This is a genomic window from Nonomuraea sp. 3N208 (genome assembly GCF_052245935.1).
Classification (GTDB): domain Bacteria; phylum Actinomycetota; class Actinomycetes; order Streptosporangiales; family Streptosporangiaceae; genus Nonomuraea.
The window spans coordinates 137,311-162,581 of the sequence record NZ_JBQQBR010000017.1; the positions used below are offsets into that span (position 1 = coordinate 137,311).

26 protein-coding genes and 1 pseudogene are annotated in these 25,271 nt (G+C 69.9%); 17 read left to right on the forward strand and 10 right to left on the reverse strand.

Annotated features, from left to right (window positions below):
• Positions 1 to 66 precede the first annotated feature (66 nt).
• Positions 67 to 522: a MarR family winged helix-turn-helix transcriptional regulator gene (locus ACTWPT_RS26095; protein ID WP_443180076.1), complete on the reverse strand. Its 456-nt coding sequence runs from the start codon at positions 520 to 522 to the stop codon at positions 67 to 69.
• Positions 523 to 630: 108 nt separating this feature from the next.
• Here ACTWPT_RS26095 and ACTWPT_RS26100 point away from each other — a divergent pair, with 108 nt between their 5' ends.
• The 6 genes from ACTWPT_RS26100 (at position 631) to ACTWPT_RS26125 (ending at position 9,567) form a co-directional block, all read left to right on the forward strand.
• The gene (locus ACTWPT_RS26100) at positions 631 to 3,909 is read left to right on the forward strand and encodes an efflux RND transporter permease subunit (protein ID WP_443180077.1); all 3,279 of its coding nucleotides are present in this window, start codon (positions 631 to 633) and stop codon (positions 3,907 to 3,909) included.
• A 302-nt stretch (positions 3,910 to 4,211) separates the two neighbouring features.
• The gene (locus tag ACTWPT_RS26105; protein ID WP_443180078.1) at positions 4,212 to 4,676 is read left to right on the forward strand and encodes a hypothetical protein; all 465 of its coding nucleotides are present in this window, start codon (positions 4,212 to 4,214) and stop codon (positions 4,674 to 4,676) included.
• Between the two features lie 13 nt (positions 4,677 to 4,689).
• A complete protein-coding gene (locus ACTWPT_RS26110; RefSeq protein ID WP_443180079.1) occupies positions 4,690 to 5,271 on the forward strand; it encodes a hypothetical protein in 582 nt (193 codons plus the stop codon).
• Between the two features lie 88 nt (positions 5,272 to 5,359).
• Positions 5,360 to 6,823: a hypothetical protein gene (locus ACTWPT_RS26115; protein ID WP_443180080.1), complete on the forward strand. Its 1,464-nt coding sequence runs from the start codon at positions 5,360 to 5,362 to the stop codon at positions 6,821 to 6,823.
• A 45-nt stretch (positions 6,824 to 6,868) separates the two neighbouring features.
• Positions 6,869 to 8,299, forward strand: a complete 1,431-nt coding sequence (gene purB / locus ACTWPT_RS26120; RefSeq protein WP_443180081.1) for an adenylosuccinate lyase — start codon at positions 6,869 to 6,871, stop codon at positions 8,297 to 8,299.
• Between the two features lie 233 nt (positions 8,300 to 8,532).
• Positions 8,533 to 9,567: a DUF4037 domain-containing protein gene (locus ACTWPT_RS26125; protein ID WP_443180082.1), complete on the forward strand. Its 1,035-nt coding sequence runs from the start codon at positions 8,533 to 8,535 to the stop codon at positions 9,565 to 9,567.
• Between the two features lie 57 nt (positions 9,568 to 9,624).
• On the opposite strand, the gene ACTWPT_RS26130 is transcribed toward ACTWPT_RS26125, so the two are convergent.
• The 5 genes from ACTWPT_RS26130 to ACTWPT_RS26150 form a co-directional block, all read right to left on the reverse strand.
• Positions 9,625 to 10,407, reverse strand: coding sequence for an SRPBCC domain-containing protein (locus ACTWPT_RS26130; protein WP_443180083.1), 783 nt, complete (start codon positions 10,405 to 10,407; stop codon positions 9,625 to 9,627).
• The gene (locus ACTWPT_RS26135) at positions 10,404 to 10,712 is read right to left on the reverse strand and encodes an ArsR/SmtB family transcription factor (RefSeq protein WP_443180084.1); all 309 of its coding nucleotides are present in this window, start codon (positions 10,710 to 10,712) and stop codon (positions 10,404 to 10,406) included. The genes ACTWPT_RS26130 and ACTWPT_RS26135 overlap by 4 nt, the downstream gene beginning before the upstream one ends.
• 141 nt (positions 10,713 to 10,853) lie before the next feature.
• Positions 10,854 to 11,522, reverse strand: a complete 669-nt coding sequence (locus tag ACTWPT_RS26140; RefSeq protein WP_443180085.1) for an NADPH-dependent F420 reductase — start codon at positions 11,520 to 11,522, stop codon at positions 10,854 to 10,856.
• A 57-nt stretch (positions 11,523 to 11,579) separates the two neighbouring features.
• On the reverse strand, positions 11,580 to 12,521 hold the full coding sequence (locus ACTWPT_RS26145; protein WP_443180086.1) for an SDR family oxidoreductase: 942 nt from the start codon (positions 12,519 to 12,521) through the stop codon (positions 11,580 to 11,582).
• Between the two features lie 52 nt (positions 12,522 to 12,573).
• Positions 12,574 to 13,197, reverse strand: a complete 624-nt coding sequence (locus tag ACTWPT_RS26150) for an NADPH-dependent F420 reductase (protein WP_132618468.1) — start codon at positions 13,195 to 13,197, stop codon at positions 12,574 to 12,576.
• Positions 13,198 to 13,488: 291 nt separating this feature from the next.
• On the opposite strand from ACTWPT_RS26150, the gene ACTWPT_RS26155 reads away from it, so the two are divergent.
• Positions 13,489 to 14,400 (forward strand): LysR family transcriptional regulator, encoded by a 912-nt coding sequence (locus tag ACTWPT_RS26155; protein ID WP_443180087.1) that lies wholly within the window; start codon positions 13,489 to 13,491, stop codon positions 14,398 to 14,400.
• Positions 14,401 to 14,554: 154 nt separating this feature from the next.
• Here ACTWPT_RS26155 and ACTWPT_RS26160 read toward each other — a convergent pair.
• Together ACTWPT_RS26160 and ACTWPT_RS26165 are read right to left on the reverse strand one after the other, a co-directional pair.
• A pseudogene (locus ACTWPT_RS26160) lies at positions 14,555 to 14,761 on the reverse strand (IS5/IS1182 family transposase); the annotation flags it as partial.
• 62 nt (positions 14,762 to 14,823) lie between these two features.
• Positions 14,824 to 15,465, reverse strand: a complete 642-nt coding sequence (locus tag ACTWPT_RS26165; RefSeq protein WP_443180088.1) for a TetR/AcrR family transcriptional regulator — start codon at positions 15,463 to 15,465, stop codon at positions 14,824 to 14,826.
• 143 nt (positions 15,466 to 15,608) lie between these two features.
• On the opposite strand from ACTWPT_RS26165, the gene ACTWPT_RS26170 reads away from it, so the two are divergent.
• The 4 genes from ACTWPT_RS26170 (at position 15,609) to ACTWPT_RS26185 (ending at position 18,120) form a co-directional block, all read left to right on the forward strand.
• On the forward strand, positions 15,609 to 16,343 hold the full coding sequence (locus ACTWPT_RS26170; RefSeq protein WP_387865164.1) for an SDR family NAD(P)-dependent oxidoreductase: 735 nt from the start codon (positions 15,609 to 15,611) through the stop codon (positions 16,341 to 16,343).
• Between the two features lie 33 nt (positions 16,344 to 16,376).
• Entirely contained in the window at positions 16,377 to 17,000 is a 624-nt protein-coding gene (locus ACTWPT_RS26175) for an NADPH-dependent F420 reductase (RefSeq protein ID WP_443180089.1), read from the forward strand.
• Positions 17,001 to 17,035: 35 nt separating this feature from the next.
• Positions 17,036 to 17,311: a hypothetical protein gene (locus ACTWPT_RS26180; RefSeq protein WP_443180090.1), complete on the forward strand. Its 276-nt coding sequence runs from the start codon at positions 17,036 to 17,038 to the stop codon at positions 17,309 to 17,311.
• A gap of 107 nt (positions 17,312 to 17,418) precedes the next feature.
• A complete protein-coding gene (locus ACTWPT_RS26185; protein WP_443180091.1) occupies positions 17,419 to 18,120 on the forward strand; it encodes a hypothetical protein in 702 nt (233 codons plus the stop codon).
• 88 nt (positions 18,121 to 18,208) lie between these two features.
• On the opposite strand, the gene ACTWPT_RS26190 is transcribed toward ACTWPT_RS26185, so the two are convergent.
• On the reverse strand, positions 18,209 to 18,967 hold the full coding sequence (locus ACTWPT_RS26190; RefSeq protein WP_443180092.1) for a MerR family transcriptional regulator: 759 nt from the start codon (positions 18,965 to 18,967) through the stop codon (positions 18,209 to 18,211).
• 87 nt (positions 18,968 to 19,054) lie between these two features.
• Here ACTWPT_RS26190 and ACTWPT_RS26195 point away from each other — a divergent pair, with 87 nt between their 5' ends.
• The 5 genes from ACTWPT_RS26195 (at position 19,055) to ACTWPT_RS26215 (ending at position 23,776) form a co-directional block, all read left to right on the forward strand.
• Positions 19,055 to 19,852, forward strand: coding sequence for a MerR family transcriptional regulator (locus ACTWPT_RS26195; protein ID WP_443180093.1), 798 nt, complete (start codon positions 19,055 to 19,057; stop codon positions 19,850 to 19,852).
• Complete coding sequence (locus ACTWPT_RS26200; protein WP_443180094.1) at positions 19,852 to 20,367, forward strand: hypothetical protein; 516 nt, start codon at positions 19,852 to 19,854, stop codon at positions 20,365 to 20,367. The genes ACTWPT_RS26195 and ACTWPT_RS26200 overlap by 1 nt, the downstream gene beginning before the upstream one ends.
• Positions 20,368 to 20,541: 174 nt before the next feature.
• The gene (locus ACTWPT_RS26205; protein ID WP_443180095.1) at positions 20,542 to 20,730 is read left to right on the forward strand and encodes a DUF5999 family protein; all 189 of its coding nucleotides are present in this window, start codon (positions 20,542 to 20,544) and stop codon (positions 20,728 to 20,730) included.
• The gene (locus tag ACTWPT_RS26210) at positions 20,727 to 21,137 is read left to right on the forward strand and encodes an ATP-binding protein (RefSeq protein WP_443180096.1); all 411 of its coding nucleotides are present in this window, start codon (positions 20,727 to 20,729) and stop codon (positions 21,135 to 21,137) included. The genes ACTWPT_RS26205 and ACTWPT_RS26210 overlap by 4 nt, the downstream gene beginning before the upstream one ends.
• A 209-nt stretch (positions 21,138 to 21,346) precedes the next feature.
• On the forward strand, positions 21,347 to 23,776 hold the full coding sequence (locus ACTWPT_RS26215; RefSeq protein WP_443180097.1) for an ATP-binding protein: 2,430 nt from the start codon (positions 21,347 to 21,349) through the stop codon (positions 23,774 to 23,776).
• A 195-nt stretch (positions 23,777 to 23,971) separates the two neighbouring features.
• On the opposite strand, the gene ACTWPT_RS26220 is transcribed toward ACTWPT_RS26215, so the two are convergent.
• Entirely contained in the window at positions 23,972 to 24,502 is a 531-nt protein-coding gene (locus tag ACTWPT_RS26220; RefSeq protein ID WP_443180098.1) for a hypothetical protein, read from the reverse strand.
• A 174-nt stretch (positions 24,503 to 24,676) separates the two neighbouring features.
• Here ACTWPT_RS26220 and ACTWPT_RS26225 point away from each other — a divergent pair, with 174 nt between their 5' ends.
• Entirely contained in the window at positions 24,677 to 25,270 is a 594-nt protein-coding gene (locus tag ACTWPT_RS26225) for a dihydrofolate reductase family protein (RefSeq protein ID WP_443180099.1), read from the forward strand.
• The last annotated feature ends 1 nt before the right edge of the window (position 25,271 follow it).

Consider the following 25,271-nt stretch of genomic DNA (forward strand, 5'->3'; position numbering starts at 1 on the left):
TGTAAAGGCGGCGGGATCGGACCGTTGATCAGCCTCTTCGAACATAAGCTGCCGCGACGGAGGAGGTCACTGGTCCGGCTCGCTGTCGAGCTTGTCGGCGACGGCCCGGATGGCGCGGGTGGCCTGGTCGAGGTTGCGCAGGGTCTCGGTGTCGAGGTGCTCCATGATGCGGCGCAGCTGGCCGGCGCCGGTGTCGTTGATGTCGGCGACGAGGCTGGCGCCGGCGGTGGTGAGCTCGACGCGGCGGACGCGGCGGTCGTGGGGGTCTTCGCGGCGGCTGACGAGGCCTTGGGCGATGAGCCGGTCGACGATGCCGGTGACGGTGCCGAGGCCGACGCCGAGGCCGGCGGCGAGTTCCTGGCCGGAGGCGGAGCCTTCGGCGGACAGCAGCATGATGACCCTGAACTGGCGCATGGTGAGGTTGGAGTCGAAGAGGGACGATCGGTGCTGGGCGAACAGTCGTCCCAGGTCACGTTGTGTTTCGGTGATCCGTCGGATCAGGTCTTCGCGTTCGTCGTTCACTGCCGCCCTCTCGTTACCTGAGAAGGTTATCAGGAATGCTCGGTTGATCTAAATATTCGTACGAGGCGAAGTGTTAGTCTGGGGCGAAACTCTGGAGAGGGAGCCCCTATGACCGCTTTCGCCAGGTTGAGCCTGGTCAATCGCACTCTTGTCGTCTTGGTGGCGTTCGTGTTGACCGCGTTCGGCGTGTTCACGGTCCCGCAGTTGAAGCAGCAGTTGCTTCCGTCGTTGTCGTTCCCCGGCGCGTTCGTGGTCGCGCAGTATCCCGGCGCGTCGCCCGAGATCGTTGAGGAGCAGGTCACCAAGCCGATCGAGGACTCCTTCCAGGGATTGGCCGGGATGGAGCAGATGACCTCCACCTCGCGGGAGGGCATGGCGTCGATCCAGGTCGCCTTTGAGTACGGCACCGACATCGAGTCGTCGCTGAACAAGATGCAGCAGGCCGTCAGCAGGGTGACGCTGCCCGACGGGGTCGAGCCGCAGGTGACGGCGGGCAGCACCGACGACCTGCCGGTGCTGGTGCTGGCGGTGGGCGACGGCGGCGACCCGCGGGCGATGGCCGACAAGCTGCGCCGGATCATGGTGCCGGAGTTGCAGGGCGTGGAGGGGGTGCGGGAGGCGACGGTCACCGGCACCCGTGACGAGGTCGTGACGATCGAGCCGGACGCCGACAAGATGAAGGACAAGGGCGTGTCGGCGGCGCAGATCCCCGACGTGCTGAGGGCGAACGGCACCCCGATCCCGGCGGGCACGCTGACCGACGCGGACAAGACGCTGACGGTGCAGGTGGGCGCGCGGGTCGATTCGGTGGAGAAGCTGAAGGGCCTCTACCTGACGCCCGCCCAGCCCCAGCAGACCCCGGCGCAGGGTCAGCCTCAGCAGGGTCAGCCTCAGCAGGGTCAGGCGCAGGCCCGACCCCAGCAGGGTCAGGGCCAGGCGCAGGGGCAGGGCGGGTTGCCGCAGCAGGTGGCGCAGCCCAAGCCGCTCAAGCCGGTCAAGCTGGGTGACGTCGCCGAGATCAAGCGGGGGCTGGCCGACGCGACGACGATCACCCGTACGGACGGCACGTCGAGTCTGGGCGTGTCGGTGACGATGGTGCCGGACGGCAACGCGGTGACGATCTCGCACGAGATCCGGGAGAAGCTGCCGGAGCTGACCCGGGCGCTGGGTGACAGCTCCGACACTCAGGTGTCGGTGGTGTTCGACCAGGCGCCGTACGTGGAGCAGTCGATCGAGAGCCTGACCACCGAGGGTCTGCTGGGGCTGGCGTTCGCGGTGCTGGTCATCTTGGTGTTCCTGTTGTCGGTGCGGTCGACGCTGGTGACGGCGGTGTCGATTCCGCTGTCGGTGGTGATCGCGCTGATCGTGTTGTGGGCGGGCGACTACTCGCTGAACATGCTGACGCTGGGGGCGCTGACGATCGCGGTGGGCCGGGTCGTGGACGACTCGATCGTGGTGCTGGAGAACATCAAACGGCATCTGGGCTACGGCGAGGCCAGACTTCAGGCGATCTTGACGGCGGTGCGTGAGGTGTCGGGGGCGGTGACGGCCTCGACGCTGACGACGGTGGCGGTGTTCGCGCCGATCGCGATCGTGGGCGGCATGGTGGGCGAGCTGTTCGGCCCGTTCTCGATCACGGTGGCGGTGGCGTTGCTGGCGTCGCTGGTGGTGTCGCTGACGGTGGTGCCGGTGCTGGCGTACTGGTTCCTCAAGACGCCGGAGCTGACGCCGGAGCAGGCGCGCAAGGTGCGGGAGGAGGCCGAGGCCAAGGAGCTGCGCTCGCCGTTGCAGCGCGCCTATCTGCCGGTGCTGCGGTTCGCCACCCGGTTCAAGCTGGTGACGGTGCTCATCGGGGTGGCGGTGTTCGTCGGCACGATGGGGCTGGCCGGCGGCCTGCGGACGAACTTCCTGGACTCCTCGGGGCAGAACACGATCTCGCTGTCGCAGCGGATGCCGGTCGGCACGGACCTGGCGACCACCGACAAGGCCGCCAAGCAGGTCGAGGGCGTGCTGGCGGGTGTCGAGGCGGTGGAGACGTACCAGGTGAACGTCGGCGGGGGCGGCGGCGGCTTCGGTGGAGGCGGCGGCGGCGGCTTCGGCGGGGGCGGCAGCGCGGACGCGGCCTCGTACTCGGTCACGCTCAAGGACGGCGCCGACACCCCGAAGGTCGAGCAGGAGTTGCGCGACAAGATCGCGAGCCTGTCCGGCGTCGGTGAGGTGACCGTGGGCGGCGCCGGCGGTGGCGGGTTCAACTCCGACACGGTCAGCGTGGTCGTGCGCGCGCCGGATGTCGAGACGCTGCGCACGGCGAGCGCTGAGGTCACGCGCGCGATGGGCGAGGTGTCCGGGCTGCGGGACGTGGCGTCGAACCTGGAGGCGGGCGCGCCGCGGATCGAGGTCGTCGTCGATCGTGAGGAGGCCGCCGAGCTCGGTCTGTCGGAGGCGCAGATCGGGCAGGCGGTGGCGCAGGCGTTCCGCGGTGCGCCGCTGGGTCAGATCACGCTGGACGGCCGTACCAGCGACCTGGTGCTGCGGGGCGCGGACGCGCCGGAGGACGTGGAGGCGATCGAGGATCTGGAGCTGGCCACGGCGGCCGGGACGGTGAAGCTGTCGACGGTGGCCGACGTGGAGGAGGTGGCCGGTCCGACGCAGGTGACGAGGATCGACGGTGAGCGCTCGGCCACGGTCTCGGCCAAGGTCGCCGACGCCGGGAACCTGGGCGCGGTGACGCAGACGCTGACGACGAAGCTGGACGGGCTGCAGCTGAGCTCGGGTGCCTCCTATGAGATGGGTGGTGCGTCGGCCGATCAGGCGGAGGCGTTCTCCGACCTGGGGCTGGCGATGCTGGCGGCGATCGCGATCGTGTTCATGATCATGGTGGCGACGTTCCGCAGCTTCATCCAGCCGCTGATCCTGCTGGTGTCGATCCCGTTCGCGGCGACGGGCGCGGTCGGGCTGCTGGTGGTCACCGACACGGCGCTGGGCGTGCCGGCGCTGATCGGCATGCTGATGCTGATCGGGATCGTGGTGACGAACGCGATCGTGCTGATCGACCTCATCAACCAGTACCGCGACCAGGGCATGGGCGTGGTCGAGGCGGTGATCGAGGGCGGCCGGCGGCGGTTGCGGCCGATCCTGATGACGGCGGTGGCCACGATCTGCGCGCTGACGCCGATGGCGCTGGGCGTGACCGGGTCGGGCGGGTTCATCTCGCAGCCGCTGGCGATCGTGGTGATCGGCGGGTTGATCTCCTCGACGCTGCTCACGCTGGTCCTGGTGCCGACGCTGTACACGGTGGTGGAGCGGACGAAGGAGCGGATGCGGCGCAAGCCGGCCGCGCCCCGGTCGCAGGAGCCCGAGGAGAAGGTTCTCACTCCGGCCACGTGAGTCGTCTCGCGCGCGCCCGCACGGCCTTGGTGCCGTGCGGGCGCGCTTTTTTGTGGGGGTGTCCGCTCGGTCAGGTTCCTCTTGACAGGTTGATCATGTGCCGTTCATACTCCGTCGAAACGCTTCAAAAAGTTTTTCGGACCTCCCCTTCACGACCCGGGCCTTGAGCGTCATCTCGGTTGTCAGGCCCGTTTTGTTTTCATGCATGCCACCCCCCAGGACGCAAGGAGTGACGTCTCGACATGCATTCGGGAGCGTTAAAGCGAAACGCACGACGAGGGCTTTTCGCGGTCCTCGCCGTCATGCTGGTGGGGGTGACGGGCGCCAATCCGGCATTCGCCCACTGGAACGGCACCGGTCAGGACATCGCCAGCATCGCCATCTACCCCTACAGCTATAACAGCACCTGGCAGACGCCGATGAACGCGGCGCTGTCGAATTGGAACGCGACCGCCAGCCCGGCCAATTTCTACAAGAGCACGTTATCGGGTTCGACGATCACGGCGAGCTCGTACAGCGACACCTGGTATGGGTACTACCAGCGGTGCGGGGGCTCCTGTATGTACATCCGGCTGAACTCCCGGACGATCAACAGGGACGCGTCGAACTTCGCGAATTTCGTCACGAGCACGCTCGTTCACGAGTTCGGGCACGCGTTGAATCTCGCGCACAACTCGCTCACGTCGATCATGAACACGAGCCGGAACCGTAATACGATGACGAGACCCCAGTCGCATGATGTCGCCGACGTCAACTCCTACTACTAAAGGAGACCGTGCTGTGTTGAGACGTCTTGGCGCGCTCGTCTGCGCTGCGGTGTTCGTGACCGCGTGCTCGGCTCAAGCCGAGCCCGTTCTCTATCGCGCCGACTATCCCCACTACGAGAGCGCGGACGCGCTCTTCGACAAGGCGACCCTGGTCGTCGAGGCCCGCATCGTCGGGGCGCCGCGTTATCTCCGGCAAGTGGCGGCGCCTGATCCGGCCGTGACGGATCCGAAGCTGAATCCCCAGGCGGGTGCCCCGCCCGCGGCGGCGGCTCAGCCCGAGGGCCCGCCGACGATCATCACCGTCTCCACCGCCCAGGTGCTGAAGGTCTACAAAGGCCAGGCTCAGGTGGGGCAGTCCATCGAGGTCAAGGAGCTGGGGGGTGTCTTCGAGGGCGTGACCTACGCCGAGGAGCACACTACGCCGTTGAAGCAGGACAGCGGCTACATCCTGTTCCTGGAAACCTTCCCCGACTCGCCGGCCGCGCTGCTCAACCCCGTCCAGGCGAAGTATCCGCTGGATGCCGCCAGCAACCCCGCGCCGCTGCCGGAGAACACCATCAAGCTGACGCGCGCCGAACTGGAGACGATGTCCTGAGGAGCTGCCGCTCCCCATGGGGCAGGCGTGCGCGCCGCTGACCGTGCTCTGAACGGTCTCTTACCTGGCCGTTCGTAGCGTGGGGCGCATGGATGAGGCGCAGGATACGGCCGTGACGAGGCGGCGCGCGGTGGCCCGGCTGCGGGTGTGGGCCGCCGCGCGCCGCCCCTATGGGGCGCTGGCGCTGGTAGCCGTCTGCTCCACGGTGGTTCAGCTGCTGTTCACGGCGCGGATCGGGCTGGGCTGGGACGAGAGCGTTTACCTCAGCCAGGTGGCCCGCGGCGTGCCCGCCGCCGAGTTCACCGCGCCACGCGCCCGCGGGGTTCAGCTCCTGGCCGCGCCCGTCGCCCTTCTCACGCCGTCGGTGACGGCCATCCGCGGGTATCTGAGTGTGCTGTCCGGGATCGCGCTGTTCCTGGCCTACGCGCCGTGGGTCCGGTTGCGGTCGGGGCCGCTCGCGCCGCTGGCCGCCGCGCTGTTCGCCGGGCTGTGGCTGTCGGTGCTGTACGGCAACGAGGCCATGCCGAACATGTGGCTCGCCTACTGCGCTGTCGCCGGGGTGGGCCTGGCCTGCCTGGCCGGCAGGCGCCCCCGGTCCCGGCTGGTCGCGGCCGGGGTGGTGGTGGCGTTCGCCCTGGCGTCACTGCTGCGCCCTTCGGATGCGACCTGGCTGGCGGTGCCGCTGCTCGGGTACGGGATCGTGCGGCGGCGGGCGCGGCTGCTCGCGGCGGTGGCGGCGGGGCTGGCGATCGGCTGGGCGCAATGGATGGGCGAGGCGCTCGTGCGGTTCGGCGGGCCGATGGCGCGGCTGCGCGCGGCGGGGGCGGAGAACGCGACGGGGCTGCACTTCAGCCTGCCCGATCATCTGCGCGCGCTGAACGGGCCGCTGCTGTGCCGCTTCGGCGTCGAGTGCGGAGGTTACCCACCGGCGCAGGTCGCCTGGTTCGCGGCCGTGCCGGTCGTGGCGGGGCTGGGCGTGTGGGCGGAGCGGCGACGCTCACTCCTGGCGGCGGCGGCATGCGGTCTGTCGCTCGCTTTCGTCTACCTCTTCACCGTCGGCTATGCCGCTCCGCGTTTCCTGCTGCCCGTGTACGCCCTGCTGGCCCTCCCGGTCGCCGCGGGGGTCGTCTGGTTGTGCCGGCGGCGCGGTACTGCGGTGCTCGCCGTCGCCGCTGTGTTGTGCTACTTCGTCCTGCAGGCGAGGTCCGTCGTCGTCCACGGTGGGACCGTCCACGCCGCCCGTGCCCTGAATCCGGCGGTCGCCGCCCGGCTGCAGCAGCTGGGCATGCGCCCGCCGTGTTTCCTGTACGGTCACGACGCCGTGCAGATCGCCTTCCTGGCGCGGTGCGCCGCGCATGGGGTCTTCCGTCATTACGGCGGCCGGTCGTCGGTGCCGTCGTCCATCAGGGCCGCGCTGCGGCGGGGCGACTGGGTGGGTGTCATCACGACCTCCCGCCGGCCGCCGGCCCCGTTCCTGGCGTCTTGGACGGCGGTGGAGCTGCGGCTGGACGGCGGCAAGCGGCGGTACGTGTTCGTGCCGCCGGGACGCTGAGCCTGCGCGCGAGGCGTCGCGGGCGGGTGCATAGACTTGTGCGACGTGACGTCGAAGCCGCGTATCCCGAATGTCCTGGCCACCCGCTATGCCTCGCCGGAGCTGACCCGTCTGTGGTCGCCCGAATACAAGATCGTCGCGGAGCGGCGGCTGTGGCTGGCGGTGCTGCGGGCGCAGGCCGAGCTGGGGATCGCGGTCCCGGAGGGGGCGATCGCCGACTACGACAAGGTGGTCGAGCAGGTCGATCTGGACTCGATCGCGGCACGGGAGCGCGTCACCCGGCACGACGTCAAGGCCCGCATCGAGGAGTTCAACGCGCTGGCCGGGCACGAGCAGGTGCACAAGGGCATGACGTCGCGGGACTTGACCGAGAACGTCGAGCAGCTGCAGATCCGCGACAGCCTGCTGCTGGTGCGCGACCGGACGGTGGCGCTGCTGGCGCGGCTGGCGACGCTGGCCGAGGAGCACGAGGCGAGCGTGATGGCGGGCCGCTCGCACAACGTGGCGGCGCAGGCCACCACGCTGGGCAAGCGGTTCGCGACGGCCGCCGATGAGCTGCTGGTGGCCTACCGGCGGCTGGAGGAGCTGATCGGCCGCTACCCGCTGCGCGGCATCAAGGGCCCGGTCGGCACCGCCCAGGACATGCTGGACCTGCTGGGCGGCGACCGCGGCAAGCTGGCCGAGCTGGAGGGCCGGGTGGCCGCGCATCTGGGCTTCGCCTCCCGTTTCACCAGCGTCGGGCAGGTCTATCCGCGGTCGCTGGACTTCGAGGTGGTGACCGCGCTGGTGCAGCTGGCGGCGGCGCCGTCGTCGCTGGCCAAGACGATCCGGCTGATGGCCGGGCACGAGCTGGTCACCGAGGGGTTCGCCGAGGGGCAGGTCGGCTCGTCGGCGATGCCGCACAAGATGAACACGCGTTCCTGCGAGCGGGTCAACGGCCTGGCCGTGGTGCTGCGCGGCTACGCCTCCATGACGGGGGAGCTGGCGGGCGACCAGTGGAACGAGGGCGACGTGTCGTGCTCGGTGGTGCGGCGGGTGGCGCTGCCGGACGCGTTCTTCGCCTTCGACGGGCTGGTGGAGACGATGCTGACGGTGCTGGACGAGTTCGGCGCCTTCCCTGCGGTGATCGCCGCGGAGCTGGGCCGCTATCTGCCGTTCCTGGCCACGACGAAGATGCTGATGGCGGCGGTGCGGGCGGGGATGGGCCGCGAGCAGGCGCACGAGCTGATCAAGGAACACGCGGTGGCGGCGGCGCTGGCGATGCGCTCGCGCGGCGCCGGCAACGCGCTGCTGGACCTGCTGGCCGGCGATGAGCGCTTCCCGCTCGATCGTGAGCAGCTGGAGGCGTTGCTGGCCGACCGGGTGTCGTTCACCGGCGCGGCGGCCGATCAGGTGGAGGCGGTCTCGCAGCAGGTGGGCCAGGTCGTGGCGGCGCATCCTGAGGCGGCGGTGTACCGGCCGGGCGCGATCTTGTGACGGGCGGGCTCCGCACTGTGGAGGAAGTGCGGGCGGCGTGCGGGGACGACGGCCTGGTGATGTGGGTGGCCCGGGGCCTGCGCGGCGGCGCGCGCCTGGGCGCTGGGCGAGGCGGTGATGGCCTCGCACGTGACCGCCTGAACCGCCCTCCTGACCTGCGCGTCTGACCCGGCGGGCGCCGCGGGGAAAATCGGGTGTGGTTCGGGCGGCGCTCGTGCACAGTTGACGGAGTGATGTCCAACTTTGTGCCTGGTATTGAGTTGTCCCGGGACTTCTACCACGAGGTCGTGGCCCCGTTGGTGCCCCGGGTGCCGCACAGTGCGGCGTTGGTCGGTCCGGGGTCGGAGGTGCTGGCGTTCGACACCGCGCGCTCGGCCGATCACGACTGGGGCCCGCGGGTGCTGCTGTTCACGGCGGCGGCGGACGTGGCCGAGGTGGAGGCCAAGGTCGTGGCGGGGCTGCCGGAGCGCTTCGGCGGCTTTGCGACGGTGTTCGGCTACCACGGCGAGGTGCGGCCCGGCGTGACGGTGACCGAGCCGGGCGCGTGGCTGACGGACATGCTCGGGTTCGACCCGCGGGCCGGGGTGTCGCTGCTGGACTGGTTGTCGGTGCCGTGGCAGCGCCTGGCCGAGGTGACGTGCGGGGAGGTGTTCCACGACGGGCTGGGCGCGCTGGAGGCGGCCAGGGCGGCGTTGCGCTGGTATCCGCAGGACGTGTGGCGGTATGTCCTGGCTTGTCAGTGGCGGCGGATCGGGGAGGAGGAGCCGTTTCCCGGCCGGTGCGGCGAGGTGGGCGATGAGCTGGGCTCGGCCGTGGAGGGGGCACGTCTGGCGCGGGAGGTGATGCGGCTGGCGTTGCTGCTGCGCCGCCGTTACCCGCCGTACGCCAAATGGCTCGGCAGTGCGCTGGCGCGGCTGCCGGGCTCGGCGGAGCTGGGGGAGTGCCTGGAGTCGGCGGTGGCGGCGCGGTCGTGGCGCCAGCGCGAGGAGGGCCTGACGGGGGCGTACGAGCGGGTGGCGGCGTTGCAGAACCGGGTGGCGCTGGCCGGGCGGCTGGATGAGGGGGTGCGGGGGTTTTTCGACCGGCCGTTCCGGGTGATCGGCGGGGACCGGTTCGCCGAAGTGCTGATGGCGTCGGTGTCGGATCCGGTGATCAAGGGGTTGCCCATGGTGGGGTGCGTGGATCAGCTGTCGGATTCGACGGATCTGCTGATGGCCCCCGGGCGTGCCCGAGCGGCGACGGCGGCCGCGCTGGGTCTCACCGCTTAGTGATCTACATTGTAAAGGGTGCGGGTTTCGGGAAAACCGCTAGCCACCCACCGACAATCAACCTACGAGGGCAGCGGCCAGTTCCTCGACTCGGACGCGCCAGGCGGGCAGGGCGGCCGGGTCGCCGGTGCAGGTGAGGATCAGGCGCGCGCCTTGGCCGGTGCCCTGGGTCAGTTCCCAGCGGACGGTGCCGTCCGGGGTGTCGTATTCGAGGATCTTGCCGGTTTCGGTGCGGGTGACGGGGCCGGGCTGGACGCCGGTTGCGGTGAAGGGCGCGGGTGGCGGGTGGCCGATCGTGGCCTGGTCGCCGTTCAGGTGGTGCCAGACGTCGTCGGCGGGGCGGGTGAGCTGGCGTTCGAGGCGCAGGGTGTCGCCGTCGACGGTGGCGGGGTCGAGGCCGAGGATATGGATGTAGTCCTCGTGCAGGCGGGCCATGGCGGCGGGGTCGTGGTGGAAGGGGCGTCCGTCGAGGTGGGCGAGCATGGCGGCGATGCAGGTGTGCCAGCCGCTGGTGAAGCTGGCGGCGCCGTGGCGGTCGGTGAAGGTGTGGGTGAAGGTGAGCAGGGTGCCGTGGCCGTCGGGCTGGAGCTCCCAGCGGAGGTGGTCCTCGCCCCAAGTGTGGGCGAAGACGCGGGGTGGGTCGTGGTGGGTGATGCGGCCGTCGGGGCCGAAGCTGTAGGTGATGCGGTCGCCGTCGATGGTGACCTCGGCGGGGAACCAGGCGGCGAGGTGCTCGGGTTGGGTGATGGCGCGCCAGACCTTCTCCGGTGGGTGGGGGAGGCGGCGTTGCATGCGGACGGTGGTGCGGCCGTCGGGGTGGAGGGTGAGGGTTTCGTTCACTGGTCGTCCTCCATGGTGTCGAGGTGGGTTTCGAGGCGGTCGAGGGTGTGGGTCCAGAGCCGGCGGTAGGGGGTGAGCCAGGCGTCGATTTCGGCGAGGGGGGCGGGGCGGAGTTCGTACCAGCGGCGTTGGGCGTCTTTGCGGACGGTGACGAGTCCGGCGTCGCGTAGGGCGCGCAGGTGTTTGGAGGTGCCGGGTTGGGTGAGGCCGAGGTGGGCGGTGAGTTCGCCGACGAGGCGGGGGCGTTCGAGGAGCAGGTCGAGGATGTGGCGTCGGGCGGGTTCTGCGAGCACGTCGAAGCGCATACCGGTGAATATACCGGACGGGTTATATGCCTGCAAGGGCATGTATTAGGGGTGGCGGCGGGCGTTGGCGTGGATGGCCTGGCGTAGGTAGCCGGCCAGGCCGGGGGCGAGACCATACCGCGGCCCGCGCCCACTCGCGGTTTACCGCGTTGCGGCGGCCAGTGCCACGCGGATGGCGTCCTCGCCGACCGGCTGGCCCTTCTCGTTCGAGTACGGCCCGTACGGGGTCCCCCATACCGGCGTGCCCGTCGCTTGCCGCCAGCTGTCGGCCAGTGGTCCCGCGTCCAGCACGCTGTACCCGATGGATTCGATGAATTCGGTCACCGCCGCCTTCGCCGGCGCGGAGTCCCCGGCGATCGGCAGGTACGAGCGGTCGGCCGCCCCCACCGGGCGGGCGAGTGACAACAGGTGCTTGAAGAAGATGTTGTTGAACGCTTTCACAACCATGGCGTCCGGGAGATACTGCAGCAGCAGCTCGCTTGAGGTGAGCGACTTGCTGTCGAGCTCGGGGATGGGCCCGTCGCGCTCGGGGCCGTAGTTGCACGTGTCGATGACCGTCTTCCCGGCCAGTGGCGCGGCGGGCACGTGGGGGAAGGCCTTGACCGGCACCGTGATCACGACGATGTCACCGGCTGCCGCGGCTTCCCCGCTGGTCGCCGAGGACGCCCGCGGCCCCAGTTCCGCGGCCATGTCCGCGAGCGTTTCGGGACCGCGTGAGTTGCTGAGCACGACCTGATGCCCGGCCTCGACGGCGAGCCGCGCGATGGTGCTGCCGATGGCGCCGCTGCCGATGAATCCCACAGTCGTCATATTCTGAGCCGCCCTCCTTGTCATGTGCCGGACGCGTTGAGACTCGGGTCCTTGCCGTCAGCTGGCGGGGAAGTAGTGGCCGTTGTCCAGATCGGCGAGCAGGCGGGGCTGAGCGGGTTCCCAGCCGAGGGCCCGGCGGGTGACGAGGTTGGACGCCGGGTAGCTCTGCGTGACGATGTTCGCGAGGAACCCGAAGTATCCCGGCAGCACCAGTTCGTCCACGGGAACGCTCACGGCGGGCAGGCCCAGACGGCTGCCGATGGCCTCGGCGATCTCGCGGAACGGGATGCCCCCGTCGTCGACCGCGTGCCAGTATTTGCCGGCCGGGCCCTTCTCCAGCGCCAGGCGGAACAAGGAGGCAACATCGCGGATGTGCACGGCGTTCCACAGGTTCGCGCCGTCTCCGGGGTAGCCGATGAAGCCCTTCTCCTTCGCGAGCGCGATCAGCGTCGGGAGGAAGCCGGCACGATCGGTCGTGCTGTGCGCGATGTTGGCGATCCGCACGACCGAAGACCGCACGCCCTGCTCGGCGAGGCCGATTACGGTGGTTTCCACGACGTTACGAGCCCGCAGGGTGCCCTTGTGCTCATCGCCACTGGGAAGGGCCGGGTCCTCCTCGGTGGCCGTCCGGCCCAGGATTCCCTGCCCGGGCGAGCCGATGCTCCCCGCCGCGACCAGCGGCTTTCCGGTTCCCGCCAGTGCCTCGCCGTAGGCGAGCATGATCGGGAGCTCGGCGGCGGCCACGGCGTGGATCCCGCCGGAGAAAAGCAGGTCTTGCCGGTGCGCGACGTGGATGACGCCGTCGGAGTCCGCAGCCGCTTCCTTGAGCCCGTCGAGATCTCTGAGGTCGCCGTGACGCACCTTCGCGCCGAGCGCGGACAGCGCCGCCGCGGCGGTGTCCGACCGGACCAGGCCGGTGACCTCGTGCCCGGCGGCGATGAGCTCGGGGACGATGTACGAACCGGAATGGCCGGTCCCGCCAGTGACGAAAACGCGCATTCTGCTGTTCCTTATGAGTGAGATGGCGCGAGAATTGGTGGTGCGGGTGTGCTCAGCTGAGATTGCTGACGCCGAGGGCGAAGTTGAAGTCCCCCACGCCGTGGCGGGCCAGGTTGATCATCAGCAGGCCCGTCCCTTCCAGCCAGTGCGCCATCTCCAGGCCTCCGGCATCCAGGGGGCGCAACCCGAGGCTCTCGATGAACGCCGATACGCTTGCCTTGGCCCGCGCGTCGTCGCCGGCGAAGAGCACGTCCAATGGGCGCCCCGGGGCCAGGACGTGGCCGAAGACGGTGTTGAACGCCTTCACGACGTGCGCGCTCGCCGGGGCGGCCTTGGCGATCTCCTGCGCGGCGGAAGTGCCGTCAGGGGTGGTCAGCCCGGTGGCGTCGGCTTTCATGGGGTTGGTGATGTCGATGATGACCTTGCCGGCCAGCGCGTCCCCGTACTGGGCGACGACCGGCACGGCGCTGGCGTTCGGCACGGCGAGGATGACGATGTCGCCGGCTGGGGCGGTGCCGAATGTCCCGGCCGTGGCGCCGCCGCCGAGCGCGGCGGCCAGGTCCTTGGCCTTGGCCGCGTCGCGGCCGACGACCTCGACGGCGTGGCCGCCCTCGACCGCGCGGGCGCCAATGGCGCGGCCCATACCCCCCAGGCCGATAATGCTGATGCTGCTCATGGAGTGCCTGCTTTCTGGAGTGGAATATCTGGACAGAACGCCACGCCCACCCCGTTGTTGTTAACGGTTGTGTCGTCGATGCCATCGAATGACACGACGGGCCTGGACCAATTCAGGACGTGCTAATTCAAGTTCTGGGGACCTACTATCAAGTCCCGATGTCGAATTCTTGTCCCGGATTCGCTCCGGCCCGCCGGGTACCTATTGAGAATTTCATTAGTCTGAGCGGGTGTCCAAGACCTATTTCAGCGATTGCGATACCCTGGAGGCATCGCCGTACCGGGAGGCTCCATGGATCTGGACCTGCGCAAGTTGCGCTACTTCGTCGCCGTCGCCGACCGGCTGCACTTCGGCCGCGCCGCCGATGACCTGCACATCGCACAGCCGGTGCTCAGCCGGCAGATCCGCGCGCTGGAACAGGATCTTGGCACCCCGCTGCTGATCAGGGACAGCCACGGCGTGGCGCTGACCGACGCTGGCAGGCAGTTGCTGACCGACGCCGGCCCGCTGCTGGCCTCCGCAGACGCGGTCCGCCGCCGGGTGACCGTGGCCGCGCGCGGCAGCCAGCGGCTGATGGTCGGCTTCCGCGCGGGCATCACGGCCACCGCGGCGGTGCGGGAGTTCGCCATCCGGCACCCGGACGTGATCGTGGACGTGCAGCGGATCGAGTCCGACGACCAGGCCGCGATGCTGCTCGACGGCCGCATCGACGTCGGCTATGTGCGGCTGCCCATCGACGAGACCGGCCTGCGCGTCACCCCGCTGTACCCCGAGCCGCGGGTGGCGGTGCTGCCCGCCGGCCACCGATTCGCCGGCAAGGAACAGATCATCGAGGCCGACCTGGCCGGCGAGCCGCTGCTCTGGCATCCCGACACCAGCACACAGCCCACCAAGCGCCCGCACCCCAACGCCGGATATCTGGTGCGCGGGGTGGACGAGACGCTCGAACATGTCGCGGCCGGCCGGGGCATCTCGTTCCTGGCCCGTTCGACAGCCGTGTTCTACTCACACCCGCAAGTCAGCTATGTGCCCGTCACAGATCTGGCGCCCGACCAGGTGTGCCTCGCGGTGGCGGCATCGCGCACCTCACCGGTGGTCAACGACTTCCTCGCCGCAGCTCACGCGACGGCCGAGATCACCGCAGAATGCGGGAACGATGAAATGTGGCAGCTGGCAAGCGGTGCCGCTTCACAACACGGTTGATCAGTTCGACCGACAACATCAGAGCCAACAGAGGGCGCCCAGCAAAGGCGAAGGCATTAAAGTGCGACGGCGGAGGCTACGCCCTCGACCGTTCGCGTACAGCGAGAATCGACATCGCCGCGCGGCAGCCTCTAAAGCAATGAAAGAACCTTTTTCATCCTGCGGTTGCTTCGTAGTTCTGTAGCACGTGGATGGCTTTGGCGAGTCGACCGGCCCCGCGTGGGCTGACGCGGACTTTGTGCAGGATGCGCCGGTACTTGAGCTGGGCGTTGGCGCGTTCGCCGCGCCCGCGAAGCCGGGCATGAGCCCGGTTGGCGTCCTTCTGCGAGTCGGGTTTGTTCTTGCCCTTGTACGGCGTGATCTACCGCTCCGGCCGCGCCGAACTCGACGTCGTCTTCCGGCCGACGAGGCGTGATCGGGCCGTCATTGGCCTCCCACCGGAACGGGAGCAGCCCCGGTAGTTCCGCGGTCATCGCTGGGCTGCCGAGGAGATGACGCGGGGATGGCGTTGTCGATGAGGACGGCGGCGATGGCGGCGGCGGTGGGGAAGGCGTCGGCGTTGAGAACCCGGGTCCGGGCCGCGGCGCCGTCGATGAGCAGCGCGAGCTGCTCGCCGAGCTGTTCAGGCTCGGCGGCGCCGGCTTCGCGGGCGGTGTCGGCGAGCCGCGCGGCGACGGCTTTCTTGTAGTCGCGCGCGTACTGGGATGCGGGGTGCTGGGGGTCGTGGAGTTCGACGGCGGCGCCGATGTAGGGGCACAGGGGGGTGGTGGGGGGGATGTCGAAGGCGGCGAGGAGCCGTTCGCGGGGAGTGAGGTCGGTGCGGTCGAACACGCCGGACAGAACGGAGGGGTCGAACCGGCGCAGGTACTCGGCGACGAGTTCGTCCTTGCCGGTGAAGTGCTGGTAGGCCGTGCGCTTGGATACCTGGGCCGCCGCGCAAAGCTGGTCCATGCCGGTGCGGTTGATGCCCTGCTCGCGGAACAGTTGCTGGGACGCGCTGAGGATGCGCTCGCGGGCGCCCCGGCCGCGGCGGCGGCCCTGGGGGCCCTTCTCCAACTCCGTCACGGGTCCATGGTACCCGAGCTGGGTAACGATCGGTGTACATAGTTTGCGTCCCGGCCGCCCGCCCCGTACCGTAAGCACACAGGGCGGTGTACATAACGCCGTCATCCCAGGTGCGCCCGGCACCACCGACCTAAAGGAGCAACATGGGAAAGCTTGACGGCAAGGTAGCGGTCATCACCGGCGGCACCACCGGCATGGCGCTGGCCGGCGCGAAGCTGTTCGTCGACGAGGGAGCGCACGTCTTCATCACCGGCCGCCGCCAGGACGCCCTGGACGAGGCCGTGAAGCAGATCGGCCGCAACGTCACCGGCGTCCAGGGCGACGCCGCCGACCTGGACGACCTGGACCGCCTGTACGACACCGTCAAGCGGGAGAAGGGCAGCCTCGACGTGCTGTGGGCCAGCGCAGGCGGGGGCGAGCCCGCCCCGCTCGGCGAGATCACCGAGGCCCAGTTCGACACCTGGTTCGGGCTCAATGCCCGCGGCACCCTGTTCACCGTCCAGAAGGCCCTCCCGCTCTTCAACGACGGCGGCTCCATCCTCATGACCGGCTCCAACGCCTCCCTCGGCGCCTTCCCCGGCTGGAGCGTCTACGCCGGCAGCAAGGCCGTCCAGCAGGCCTGGGCCCGCGTCTGGCTCAACGAGCTCAAGGACCGCCGCATCCGCGTCAACGTCCTGACCCCCGGCCAGGTCGCCACGGCCAAGCAGGAAGAACTCTTCGACGAGGCCACCAAGCGCCAGTTCGAGTCCCTCATCCCCCGCGGCCAGATGGGCCGCCCCGACGAAATCGCCACCGCCGCCCTCTTCCTCGCCTCCGACGACTCCAGCTACGTCAACGGCATGGAACTCGTCGCCGACGGCGGCACCACCGCCCTCTAAACCGAACAACGCACAACCAGGGCAGGACATCTCATGAGCAACATCAGCATCATCGGCACCGGGAACATGGCCCGCACCATCGGCGCGCGGGCGGTAGCGGGCGGCAACACCGTCGAGGTCATGGGCCGCGATCAGTCCAAGGCCGCTGACCTGGCCAAGGCTCTCGGCGGCGGCGCCACGATGGGAGAATGGGGCACCGCCCCGGCCGGGGACATCGTCATCGTGGCCCTGTTGTACGACGGTGTCGTGCCGGTCGTCGCCCAGTACGGGGACGCTCTCGCGGGCAAGGTTATCGTCGACATCAGCAATCCCTTCAATTCCACGTTCGACGGGCTAGCACACCGCGAGGAGACCTCGATCGCGCAGGAAGTCGCCAAGGCGGCCCCGGCCAGCGCCAGCGTGGTGAAGGCGTTCAACACCATCTTCCGTCATGTCCTGGAGAAGGGTCGGCCCGACGTCTTCATCGCTGGCGATAATGCGCAGGCCAAGGCAAGTGTGGAGGCGTTCATCGAGAGCCTCGGGCTGCGCCCGCTGGACGTCGGCGGCCTGAAAATGGCGCACTGGCTGGAAGGAGCGGGCGTGGTCACGGTGGGCCTCGCCAACCACGGGGTGGGGAACTTGGACTTTGCCCTCAGCATCACCGGACTTCCCGTCTGAGCAAACGGTTGGCGGATCACCGAAAGGACTCGCCAATGAAGCTTGGTTTCACACTTCCCATAGTCGGGCCCGCTATCAGCAGTTCCGCTGGCCTGAGGGCGTTCTGCCGCGGGATCGAGGACCTTGGCAACGACACGTTGTGGGTCGGCGATCGCCTGGTCCAGCCGGTCGATATGCAGAGCATCTATCCGGGCAAAGAGCAGCCGTACCCGCCGCAGATGAAGCGTTACCTCGACCCGGTGCTGCTGTGGACCGTCGCCGCGACGGCGACCGGCCGGGTGCGGCTGAATGCCAGCACTGTCACTTTCTGAAGTCGCGTGCACGAACGTCCTGGGCATTCGCGGCTCCGTGCAGAGGACTGTGAAGCACCGGTTTGTCAGCAGTCCTCTGCGCTACGGTGCGTTTGTTCCGTACTCGCGTGCGCGACGGTGAGGTCCGGCATGGACGGCAGAAGCCGGACATCACCTGGGTCGAGCAGGTGGTCACCAATCAGGCGGACTTGGAGCTGGATCAGATGGTAATGGTCTCCTCCAGCGGTTTCACCGCGGGCGCGGTCGCCAAAGCCTGTTACTACGGCATTGAGCTGGTGACGCCGGAAAGGCCGATCCCTGCGGACGGGCCTCTCGGTCGGCTGGGGCAGCCGCACCTGGAATTTCGCGACCTGATTCGAGAACGTCTGATCTCCGTCTCCGGCCAGGTCAGCCGGAATGGGGACAGTCAGGTCATTCCCTTGCCTGCGGGCGCCGCGGTCTTCGACGCCGAGGGCATGGTGCTGTGCAGCGTCGCCGAGTTGGTGGGGATCTTTCTGGATGGCGCGGACCCGCGGGAGGTGGTGGCTCAGGCTCCCGGCCAGTCCGTGGAGTTGCGCGTACGGGTGTCCGATTTCGTGCTTCGCCGTGACGAGGGCGGCGATCCAATCGAGGTGTTCATCGGCAACCGGGACGGGCAACGACTGCGCTTGACCAACTTCGACGCCGTGCTCGGCGCACGGGTCGAGACGCGGCCGGTGCTGCTGGCGGCGGCGGAGCTCCAAGGGACGGCCTACGCCGTCGGCGCGGGACACGTCGGCGATAACCGCGCCTTGGTGATCTTCTCCGACGAAAGGACCTCATTCGCCTGACTAGCGGCCCCTCGCTCAGCCCGGGGCCGGCCAGGGCGCGCAGGTGTTTGGAGGTGCCGGGCTGGGTGGGGCCGTGCAAGGGCATGTATCAGGGGTGGCGGCGGGCGTTGGCGTGGATGGCCTGGCGTAGGTAGCCGGCCAGGCCGGGGGCGAGGGCGTCGTAGGTGGCGGTGAAGCGGGGGTCGTCGACGTACAGGTCGCCCAGGCAGCGGTGGATGTCGTAGGTGCAGTCGTAGAACCAGCGGGTGATGTGGCCGCGGTGGCGTTCGGCCAGGTCCATGGCGTGCTCGCCGTCGGCGGGCAGTCCGGCTTTGTACGCGGCGACGAGGTCGCCGCCGATGGCGGCCGCTTCTGCTTTGAGTTCGAGCCAGTCGGCCTTGGTGTAGCCGGCGACGCGGCGGCGGCTTTCGGCGTACTGGCGGGTGTCGCCCCAGCGGCGTTCGACTTCGGCGTCGTGGTCTTCGGGACGGAAGTCGCCGAAGATCTCGAAGCGTTCTTCGGGGGTGAGGGGGATGTCGAGGGTGCGGGCCTGCATGGCGCGTTCGACGGCGGCCATGACGTGCTGCAGGTGCTGGGCGCGGCGGGTGAGCAGCTCGTGCTGGCGGCGCAGGTGGGTGAGCTCGTCGGTGTGGGGTTCGTCGAGGATGACGGCGATCTCCTCGAGGGGGAAGCCGAGTTCGCGGTAGAGGAGGATGTGCTGCAGGCGGACGAGGTCGGCGTCGGTGTAGCGGCGGTAGCCGGCGCGGGTGCGCTCGCCGGGGGTGAGCAGGCCGATCTCGTCGTAGTGGTGCAGGGTGCGTACGGTGATGCCGGCCAGCCGGGCGACCTGCCCTACGGAAAAGCTCATGGATTCCACTGTGCAGGCTGCCGTGGCGTGAGGGTCAAGCGGGGGCTGACTGGACTCTCCCCTTGTGGGAGGCAGCATGCTGGGCGTGTGGAGGAAGATCTGCTGCCGATCGGGCAGTTCGCCCGGCTGGGCCGGTTGAGCGTCAAGCAGTTGCGGCACTACGACGAGCTGGGGTTGTTGCGGCCGGCGTATGTGGATGAGCAGACGGGTTACCGCTATTACCGGGCGGGGCAGGCGCGGGAGGCGTTGTCGATCGGGCTGTTGCGGTCGATGGACGTGCCGTTGCCGGTGGTGGCGCAGGTGCTGGCGGGCGGGCCGGCGGCGCTGGCGTCGGTGCGCGACGGTTTGGAGGCGGAGCTGGCGCGGCGGCGGCGGATGCTGGCGTCGCTGGAGCGGGTGATGGCCGAAGGGCTGCCGTCGGCGGCGGTGCGGGTGGTGGCGGAGCCGGCGCGCCGGGTGGCGATGGTGCGGGAGGTGGCCCGGGGGCTGGAGGACGTGGGGCGGGCGACGTCGGCGGCCGTGGCGCGGGTGCTGGGCTGCGTGCCGTCGGGCGGTCCGCCGGTGCGGCTGATCGGCTTGTTCCCGATGGATGTGGGCGAGGTGGTGGAGGTGTCGGTCGCGCTGGTGCTCGGCGATGACGTGGGTGGGGGAGAGGTGGGCGGGGGAGCGGAGGTGGTGGTTCTGCCTGGGGGTGTGTTCGCGTGTGCGACGCATGTCGGGCCTTATGAGCAGATCTCTTTGACCGCGCACGCCGTGTTGGCGTGGTGTGCCGAGCGGCGGCACACGGTGCGCGGTCCGATTCGGGAGGTGTACGTGTCGGATCCGGCCGTCACGGCGCCTGAGCGGCTGACGACCGACCTGATGGTCGGCGTGGAGGAGGAATGATGACCCCTGAACTGAACACCCACGGTCCTGTGACGTGCCTGAGCGTCTCGGGTGTGGGGGAGCCGGGTGGCGCGGAGCATGTGGCGGCGATCGGGGCCCTGTACGCGGTGGCCTCGCAGCTGGGCGGGCCGGGCGGGCCGCTGGAGGGGTTGTGGTGGGTGGAGGACGAGCGGCGGGGGCTGGAGGTTCCTCGGGAGTTGTGGCGCTGGCATGTGCTGTTGCCGCCGGCTCAGGCGCCGCAGGTGGGGGCGCTGGAGCGGGCGCGGGAGGCGGCGCGGGGGTCGGGGGCGGCGGTGGATCGGGTGCAGGTGGTGACGTTCACGGAGGGGTTGTGTGTGGAGGTGGTTCACGCGGGGCCGTTCAGTGAGGAGCATGTGTCGTTGAAGGTGATGGAGGAGTTCATGGCCGAGCGGGGGCTGGTGGTCAACGGGATGCATCACGAGGTGTATCTGACGGCGTTCGACGATCCGGATCCGCGGACGGTGCTGCGGCAGCCGGTGCGGGAGGGCGGCTGACGGTCCGGGCCGGGGGGCGGCCTCGCGGGCGGGGCGGCCCCCGGCCTACGTACGTGACATAGGTACCTATATGGGGATATTTCACCTGTTTCTTGGGGTGGTGCGGAGGCATGCTGAAGGTGTGACCCGCGAAAAGGCGGGAAGCGAGGGAATCGGAAAGTTCGAGGATCCGCCATGTGCCAGCATCTGCCTCCATGTCCGCCCGCCGACTCCGTCGGCCGCGAGGCCGCGCGTCTGGTCGCCTACCACCCCGAGCAGGGATGGGGGCTGCTGTGCAACGGCGTGGTGTTCTTCGACGACACCGGTGAGCTGCTGCCGGACGGGCGCAGCGTCGTGCCCGTGCCGGTGCTGAGCGCGGCATGAGCTCCACCGCCTGCCCGAGAGCGCTGATGGCGTCGTGGACGTTCTCCTCCACGGCGCGGTCGGTGCCGCAGGCGCGGCACGCCGTCCGGGCGCAGCTGGCCGACTGGGACCTGCGTCACGCCGGCGAGTTCGCCGAGCTGCTCGTCAGCGAGCTGGTCACCAACGCCGTGGAGCACGCGCGCGGGCTGGTGCGCCTGAGCGTGTCGGCCGCCTGCGGCCGGCTGCGGTGCGAGGTGGAGGACGACAGCCCGTGCCTGCCACGCCCGCGACGCGCCCGCGACGACGAGGAGAGCTCGCGCGGGCTGTGCCTGGTGCACGCGCTGTCGTCCGGCTGGGGCAGCGCCCCCACCGGGCACGGCAAGGTCGTGTGGTTCGAACTGCCGGTGCCTGCGGCCATGGATGCGTGAGGTCCCCCTGCGGACGCGTACGGTACGGCCTGGTGCGCCGCCGTCAGGTCGCACGCGCGCGGCACGGATTCTCCCTCGCGATCCGTGGCACGCGCCGTCGACCGGCCGGTCAAGGCGGGGTCGTTGCATGCCCATGGGGAGGAAAAACTTCCTGTGGGTTTTTGGCGTGAACTGCCCCGGAAAACGGCCGGGACATAACCTGGGGGTCGATGACGGGGGCACGGCCCGATGGTGACCCCGCCCGCCGCGTCGCGGAAGGCGCCATGACAACGGTGACGACCAGCTCCTCCCGGGGGCAGCACAGCGGCAGCCTCCCGGCCGAGGTGACGAGCTTCGTGGGACGTCGGCAGGAGGTGGCCGAGGTCCGGCATCTGCTGTCTGTCTCCCGGGCGGTCACGCTGACCGGCGTGGGCGGGGTCGGCAAGACCCGGCTGGCGCTGCGCGTGGCGCACGAGGTGCGGCGTGCCTTCCGCGACGGTGTGTGGCTGGTGGAGCTGGCCGCGCTGGAGAATCCCGGCATGCTGGCCGTGGCCGTGGCCGAGGCCTTGGAGATCCGCGACCACAGCAACGCGCCGCCTCTGCGGATCCTGGCCGACCACCTGCGCGACAAGCAGGCGCTGATCATCCTCGACAACTGCGAACACGTGGTGGGCGAGTGCGCCGTGCTGGCCGACACGCTGCTGCGCGCGGCGCCCGAACTGCGCATCCTGGCCACCAGCCGGCACGTGCTGGGCATCGCCAGCGAGCACGCCGTGCCGGTGGCGCCGCTGCCGCTGCCGCAGCTGAACGGGGATGCGGCGGCCCGGCCTTCGCTGGAATCGCTGATGCAGACGGACGCGGTGCAGTTGTTCACCGAGCGGGCCCGCGCCGTGGTGCCGTCGTTCGCCGTCACCGACGACAACCGCGACGTCGTCTCCGGCATCATCCGCCGCCTGGACGGTCTGCCCCTGGGGATCGAGCTGGCCACCGTGCGGCTGCGCGCCCTGTCGGCCGAGCAGCTTCTGGCGCGGCTGGACGACCGGTTCCGGCTGCTGACCGGAGGCTCGCGGGCGGTGCTGCCGCGCCACCAGACGTTGCGCGCCCTGATCGACTGGAGTCACGCCCTATGTTCGGAGGAGGAACGGCTGCTATGGCATCGCGCCTCGGTGTTCGCCGGGAGCCTGGACCTGGAGGGGGCCGAGATGGTCTGCTCCGGGACCGGTATCGAGGTCGAGGACGTCCTCGACCTGGTGATCGGCCTGGTGGACAAGTCCGTGCTGATTCGAGAAGACCATCCGGGCGGCGTCCGCTACCGGATGCTGGAGACATTGCGCCAGTACGGCCGCGAACGGTTGTGCGAGCGCGGCGAGGAGACGCGGCTGCGGCGGCGGCATCGCGCTTATTATCGCGACCTGGCGGGCCGCGCCCGTGCGGAGGTGTTCGGGCCGGGGCAGGTGACCTGGTTCACCCGGCTGCAGCTGGAGCACGCCAACCTGCGCAGCGCCCTGGACGGCTGGCTGGCGAAGCCGGCCGATGCCGCGACGGGGCTGAGCATGGCCGCCGATCTGCTGTATCACTGGATCACCAGTTATTACCTAGGTGAGGGGCGGGCCTGGCTGGAGCGGGGACTGGCCGCCGTTTCCTCACCTGACGACGTACGCGGCCGCGCGTTGTGGGCCGGCGGCTGGCTGGCCGTCATCCAGGCCGACCTGCCGGCCGCGACCTCCATGCTGGAGGAATGCCGGCGTATCGGCGAGCGCCTGGGCGATGAGGCGCTGCTGGGGTACGCCGAGCTGTTCTCCGGCATGGTCGCCATGTGCCAGGAGCGTCCCCGGGACGCGATCGGCTGCTACGAGCGGGCGCTGGAACACCATCGCGCCACCGGCGACCCGGTCGGGCTGGCCCTGTCGCTCATCCGGCTGTCGCTGGCCCGCTCGTTCCTGGGCGAGTCGGAGGCGGCCATCGCCACGGCCGAGCAGGCCCTGGCGGTGTGTGAGGCCCATGGGGAGGGCTGGCACAAGGCGTACACGATGATGGCGCTGGGGGTGGAGGTGTGGCGGCAGGGGGACCTGCCGCGCGCCACCGAGCTGGAGCACCAGAGCCTGGCGTTCAATCGGTCGCTCGGCGACCGGCTGGGCGTGGGGATCACGATCGAGGTGCTGGCCTGGATCGCCGCCACGCAGGGCCTGCACGAGCGGGCCGCGCGGCTGCTGGGCGTGCTGGAGACCGTGTGGAGCATGGTCGGGGCGCCACTGTCGGGGTACGGGCATCTGGCCGGCTATCACGACGCGTGCCAGGTGCGCACGCGTGAGGCGCTGGGGGAGGGGGCCTTCGCCGCGGCGGTGCGTCGGGGGGCCCGGCTGCCGTACGAGGAGGCGGTGGCGTACGCGCTGGCCGAGGACAAGCCCGGAGGCGCGGAGGCCGGGGAGGCGCCGGAGGCCAGGGAGCAGGCGCCGCTGACGCGCCGTGAGCGGGAGATCGCGCAGCTGGTGGCGCAGGGGATGACGAACAAGGAGATCGCGGCGTCGCTGGTGATCGCTCAGCGTACCGCGGAGGGCCACATCGAGCACATCCTGTCCAAGCTCGGGTTCAACTCTCGCGCGCAGATCGCGGTGTGGGTGGGCGAGCAGGCCCGGGCCGGCGGCGACGCGCCGTCGTGATCAGGCACCGGTTCCGGTCTCGTGGCAGCATAGGGGGCCGGAACCGGCCATCGGGGGTGAGCGTCGGCTCTGGCCGGGTCAGTACGGCAGCGTCCGCCCTGACGGGGTCCGCAGGTCCAGGCCTGGCCGGGTGCGGGGTTTCTTGGTGGTGCGGATCTGGATCCTGCGCACGGTGCGGGTGACTCCCTTCAACGGTCAGTCCTGCGCCGTGAGGCGCAGCTCGAACCAGACGACGGCGCCGGTGGCGCCCCAGCAGCAGGCCAGCCGGTCCAGCTGGGCGGCGGTGGCGCGGGAGGGGCGCTCGCCGGCGCGGGAGGCGCCCTGCTCGTCGACCTCGACGCGCAGCAGGCCGTCCTCGGCCGACAGCGTCAGTTTGATCTTCTCGGCGCCGCGGGCGACGGCGTCGGTGACGAGCCGCTCGGCCAGGTGCACGGCGGGCTCGATGGCGCCCTGGGTGGCGGGCTCGGCGAGGTGCCAGGCCGCCAGCCGGGCCGCGCTCAGGCGGCGCGCGGTGCGCACGGCCGAGGGCCGGGCCGACAGCGTCCAGGTGACGGTGCGCTCCTGTCCGGTCCATCCGGCGCGCAGCGCGAGGTCATGTCCTGCGGCCAGCAGGCCGTTCCATGAGGGCAGGCGCCAGGCGGGTTCTTCCCGCGACAGGTCGCCTTGTGTGAAGTGCGGCTGACACATGGCCTCCACGCTGATCCTTTCCCCCGGTTGCGTAAGCATGTGTCCAGCATGCACGCGGCCTCGAATCCGCCAATACGGGACAAATCCCCATATGGATACCTAGATGCGCTACGTACGTAGTCCGGCGCGAAAAAACCCCGGCGGGAGCGATGAATCCGCGACCGGCGCCGTCTCTCAACGGACGACACCCCACACCGAAGGGAAGACCCGGACATGCGCCAGCTCATCGTGTGCAACATCGTCTCGCTCGACGGCTACTTCGAAGGACCCGGCGGCGACGTCATGGCGTTGCCGTTCGAGGAGGCGTTCGACGACTACAACGCCGCGCGGCTGCGTGCCGCCGGAACTCTGCTGCTGGGCCGCAGGACGTACGAGGGGCTCAAGAGTTACTGGCCGCCCGTCGCCGGTGACGCGGGCGCGCGGCCGGTGCTGCGGGAGATCTCGCGGCTGAACGACGCGATCGGCAAGGTCGTCGTCTCTGACACCCTCACCCCCGAGCAGACCGCTCCGTGGCACAACACCCGCATCGTCACCCGCGCCGAGGCGCGCAAGAGCGTCGCCGAGCTCAAGAACGGCCCGCAGGAGGGCGACATCCTGATGTTCGGCAGCCACGTGCTCTGGAACGACCTGCTGGCCGGCGGCCTGGTCGACGAGCTGCACCTGATGATCGGCGCCGGCGTGCTGGGCGGCGGCACGCCGGCCTTCACCGGCCGCCCGCCGCACGGCCTGCGCCTGCTCGGCGCCGCCCCGCTGCCCGGCTCCAGCCTCATCCTGGCCCGCTACGCCCCCGCCTCAGCCCGCCCGTGAC

What these genes read in the sequence shown, in the direction of transcription:
- ACTWPT_RS26210 (WP_443180096.1), top strand. Translation starts at nt 20,727, where the DNA reads ATGAGCTCCACCGCCTGCCCGAGAGCGCTGATGGCGTCGTGGACGTTC.
- ACTWPT_RS26100 (WP_443180077.1), top strand. Translation starts at nt 631, where the DNA reads ATGACCGCTTTCGCCAGGTTGAGCCTGGTCAATCGCACTCTTGTCGTC.
- ACTWPT_RS26105 (WP_443180078.1), top strand. Translation starts at nt 4,212, where the DNA reads ATGCTGGTGGGGGTGACGGGCGCCAATCCGGCATTCGCCCACTGGAAC.
- ACTWPT_RS26135 (WP_443180084.1), bottom strand. Translation starts at nt 10,712, where the DNA reads ATGCGCTTCGACGTGCTCGCAGAACCCGCCCGACGCCACATCCTCGAC.
- ACTWPT_RS26115 (WP_443180080.1), top strand. Translation starts at nt 5,360, where the DNA reads ATGGATGAGGCGCAGGATACGGCCGTGACGAGGCGGCGCGCGGTGGCC.
- ACTWPT_RS26220 (WP_443180098.1), bottom strand. Translation starts at nt 24,502, where the DNA reads ATGCTTACGCAACCGGGGGAAAGGATCAGCGTGGAGGCCATGTGTCAG.
- ACTWPT_RS26205 (WP_443180095.1), top strand. Translation starts at nt 20,542, where the DNA reads ATGTGCCAGCATCTGCCTCCATGTCCGCCCGCCGACTCCGTCGGCCGC.
- ACTWPT_RS26175 (WP_443180089.1), top strand. Translation starts at nt 16,377, where the DNA reads ATGAGCAACATCAGCATCATCGGCACCGGGAACATGGCCCGCACCATC.
- ACTWPT_RS26150 (WP_132618468.1), bottom strand. Translation starts at nt 13,197, where the DNA reads ATGAGCAGCATCAGCATTATCGGCCTGGGGGGTATGGGCCGCGCCATT.
- ACTWPT_RS26180 (WP_443180090.1), top strand. Translation starts at nt 17,036, where the DNA reads ATGAAGCTTGGTTTCACACTTCCCATAGTCGGGCCCGCTATCAGCAGT.
- ACTWPT_RS26215 (WP_443180097.1), top strand. Translation starts at nt 21,347, where the DNA reads ATGACGGGGGCACGGCCCGATGGTGACCCCGCCCGCCGCGTCGCGGAA.
- ACTWPT_RS26140 (WP_443180085.1), bottom strand. Translation starts at nt 11,522, where the DNA reads ATGACGACTGTGGGATTCATCGGCAGCGGCGCCATCGGCAGCACCATC.
- ACTWPT_RS26125 (WP_443180082.1), top strand. Translation starts at nt 8,533, where the DNA reads ATGTCCAACTTTGTGCCTGGTATTGAGTTGTCCCGGGACTTCTACCAC.
- ACTWPT_RS26155 (WP_443180087.1), top strand. Translation starts at nt 13,489, where the DNA reads ATGGATCTGGACCTGCGCAAGTTGCGCTACTTCGTCGCCGTCGCCGAC.
- ACTWPT_RS26145 (WP_443180086.1), bottom strand. Translation starts at nt 12,521, where the DNA reads ATGCGCGTTTTCGTCACTGGCGGGACCGGCCATTCCGGTTCGTACATC.
- ACTWPT_RS26190 (WP_443180092.1), bottom strand. Translation starts at nt 18,967, where the DNA reads ATGAGCTTTTCCGTAGGGCAGGTCGCCCGGCTGGCCGGCATCACCGTA.
- ACTWPT_RS26170 (WP_387865164.1), top strand. Translation starts at nt 15,609, where the DNA reads ATGGGAAAGCTTGACGGCAAGGTAGCGGTCATCACCGGCGGCACCACC.
- ACTWPT_RS26225 (WP_443180099.1), top strand. Translation starts at nt 24,677, where the DNA reads ATGCGCCAGCTCATCGTGTGCAACATCGTCTCGCTCGACGGCTACTTC.
- ACTWPT_RS26200 (WP_443180094.1), top strand. Translation starts at nt 19,852, where the DNA reads ATGACCCCTGAACTGAACACCCACGGTCCTGTGACGTGCCTGAGCGTC.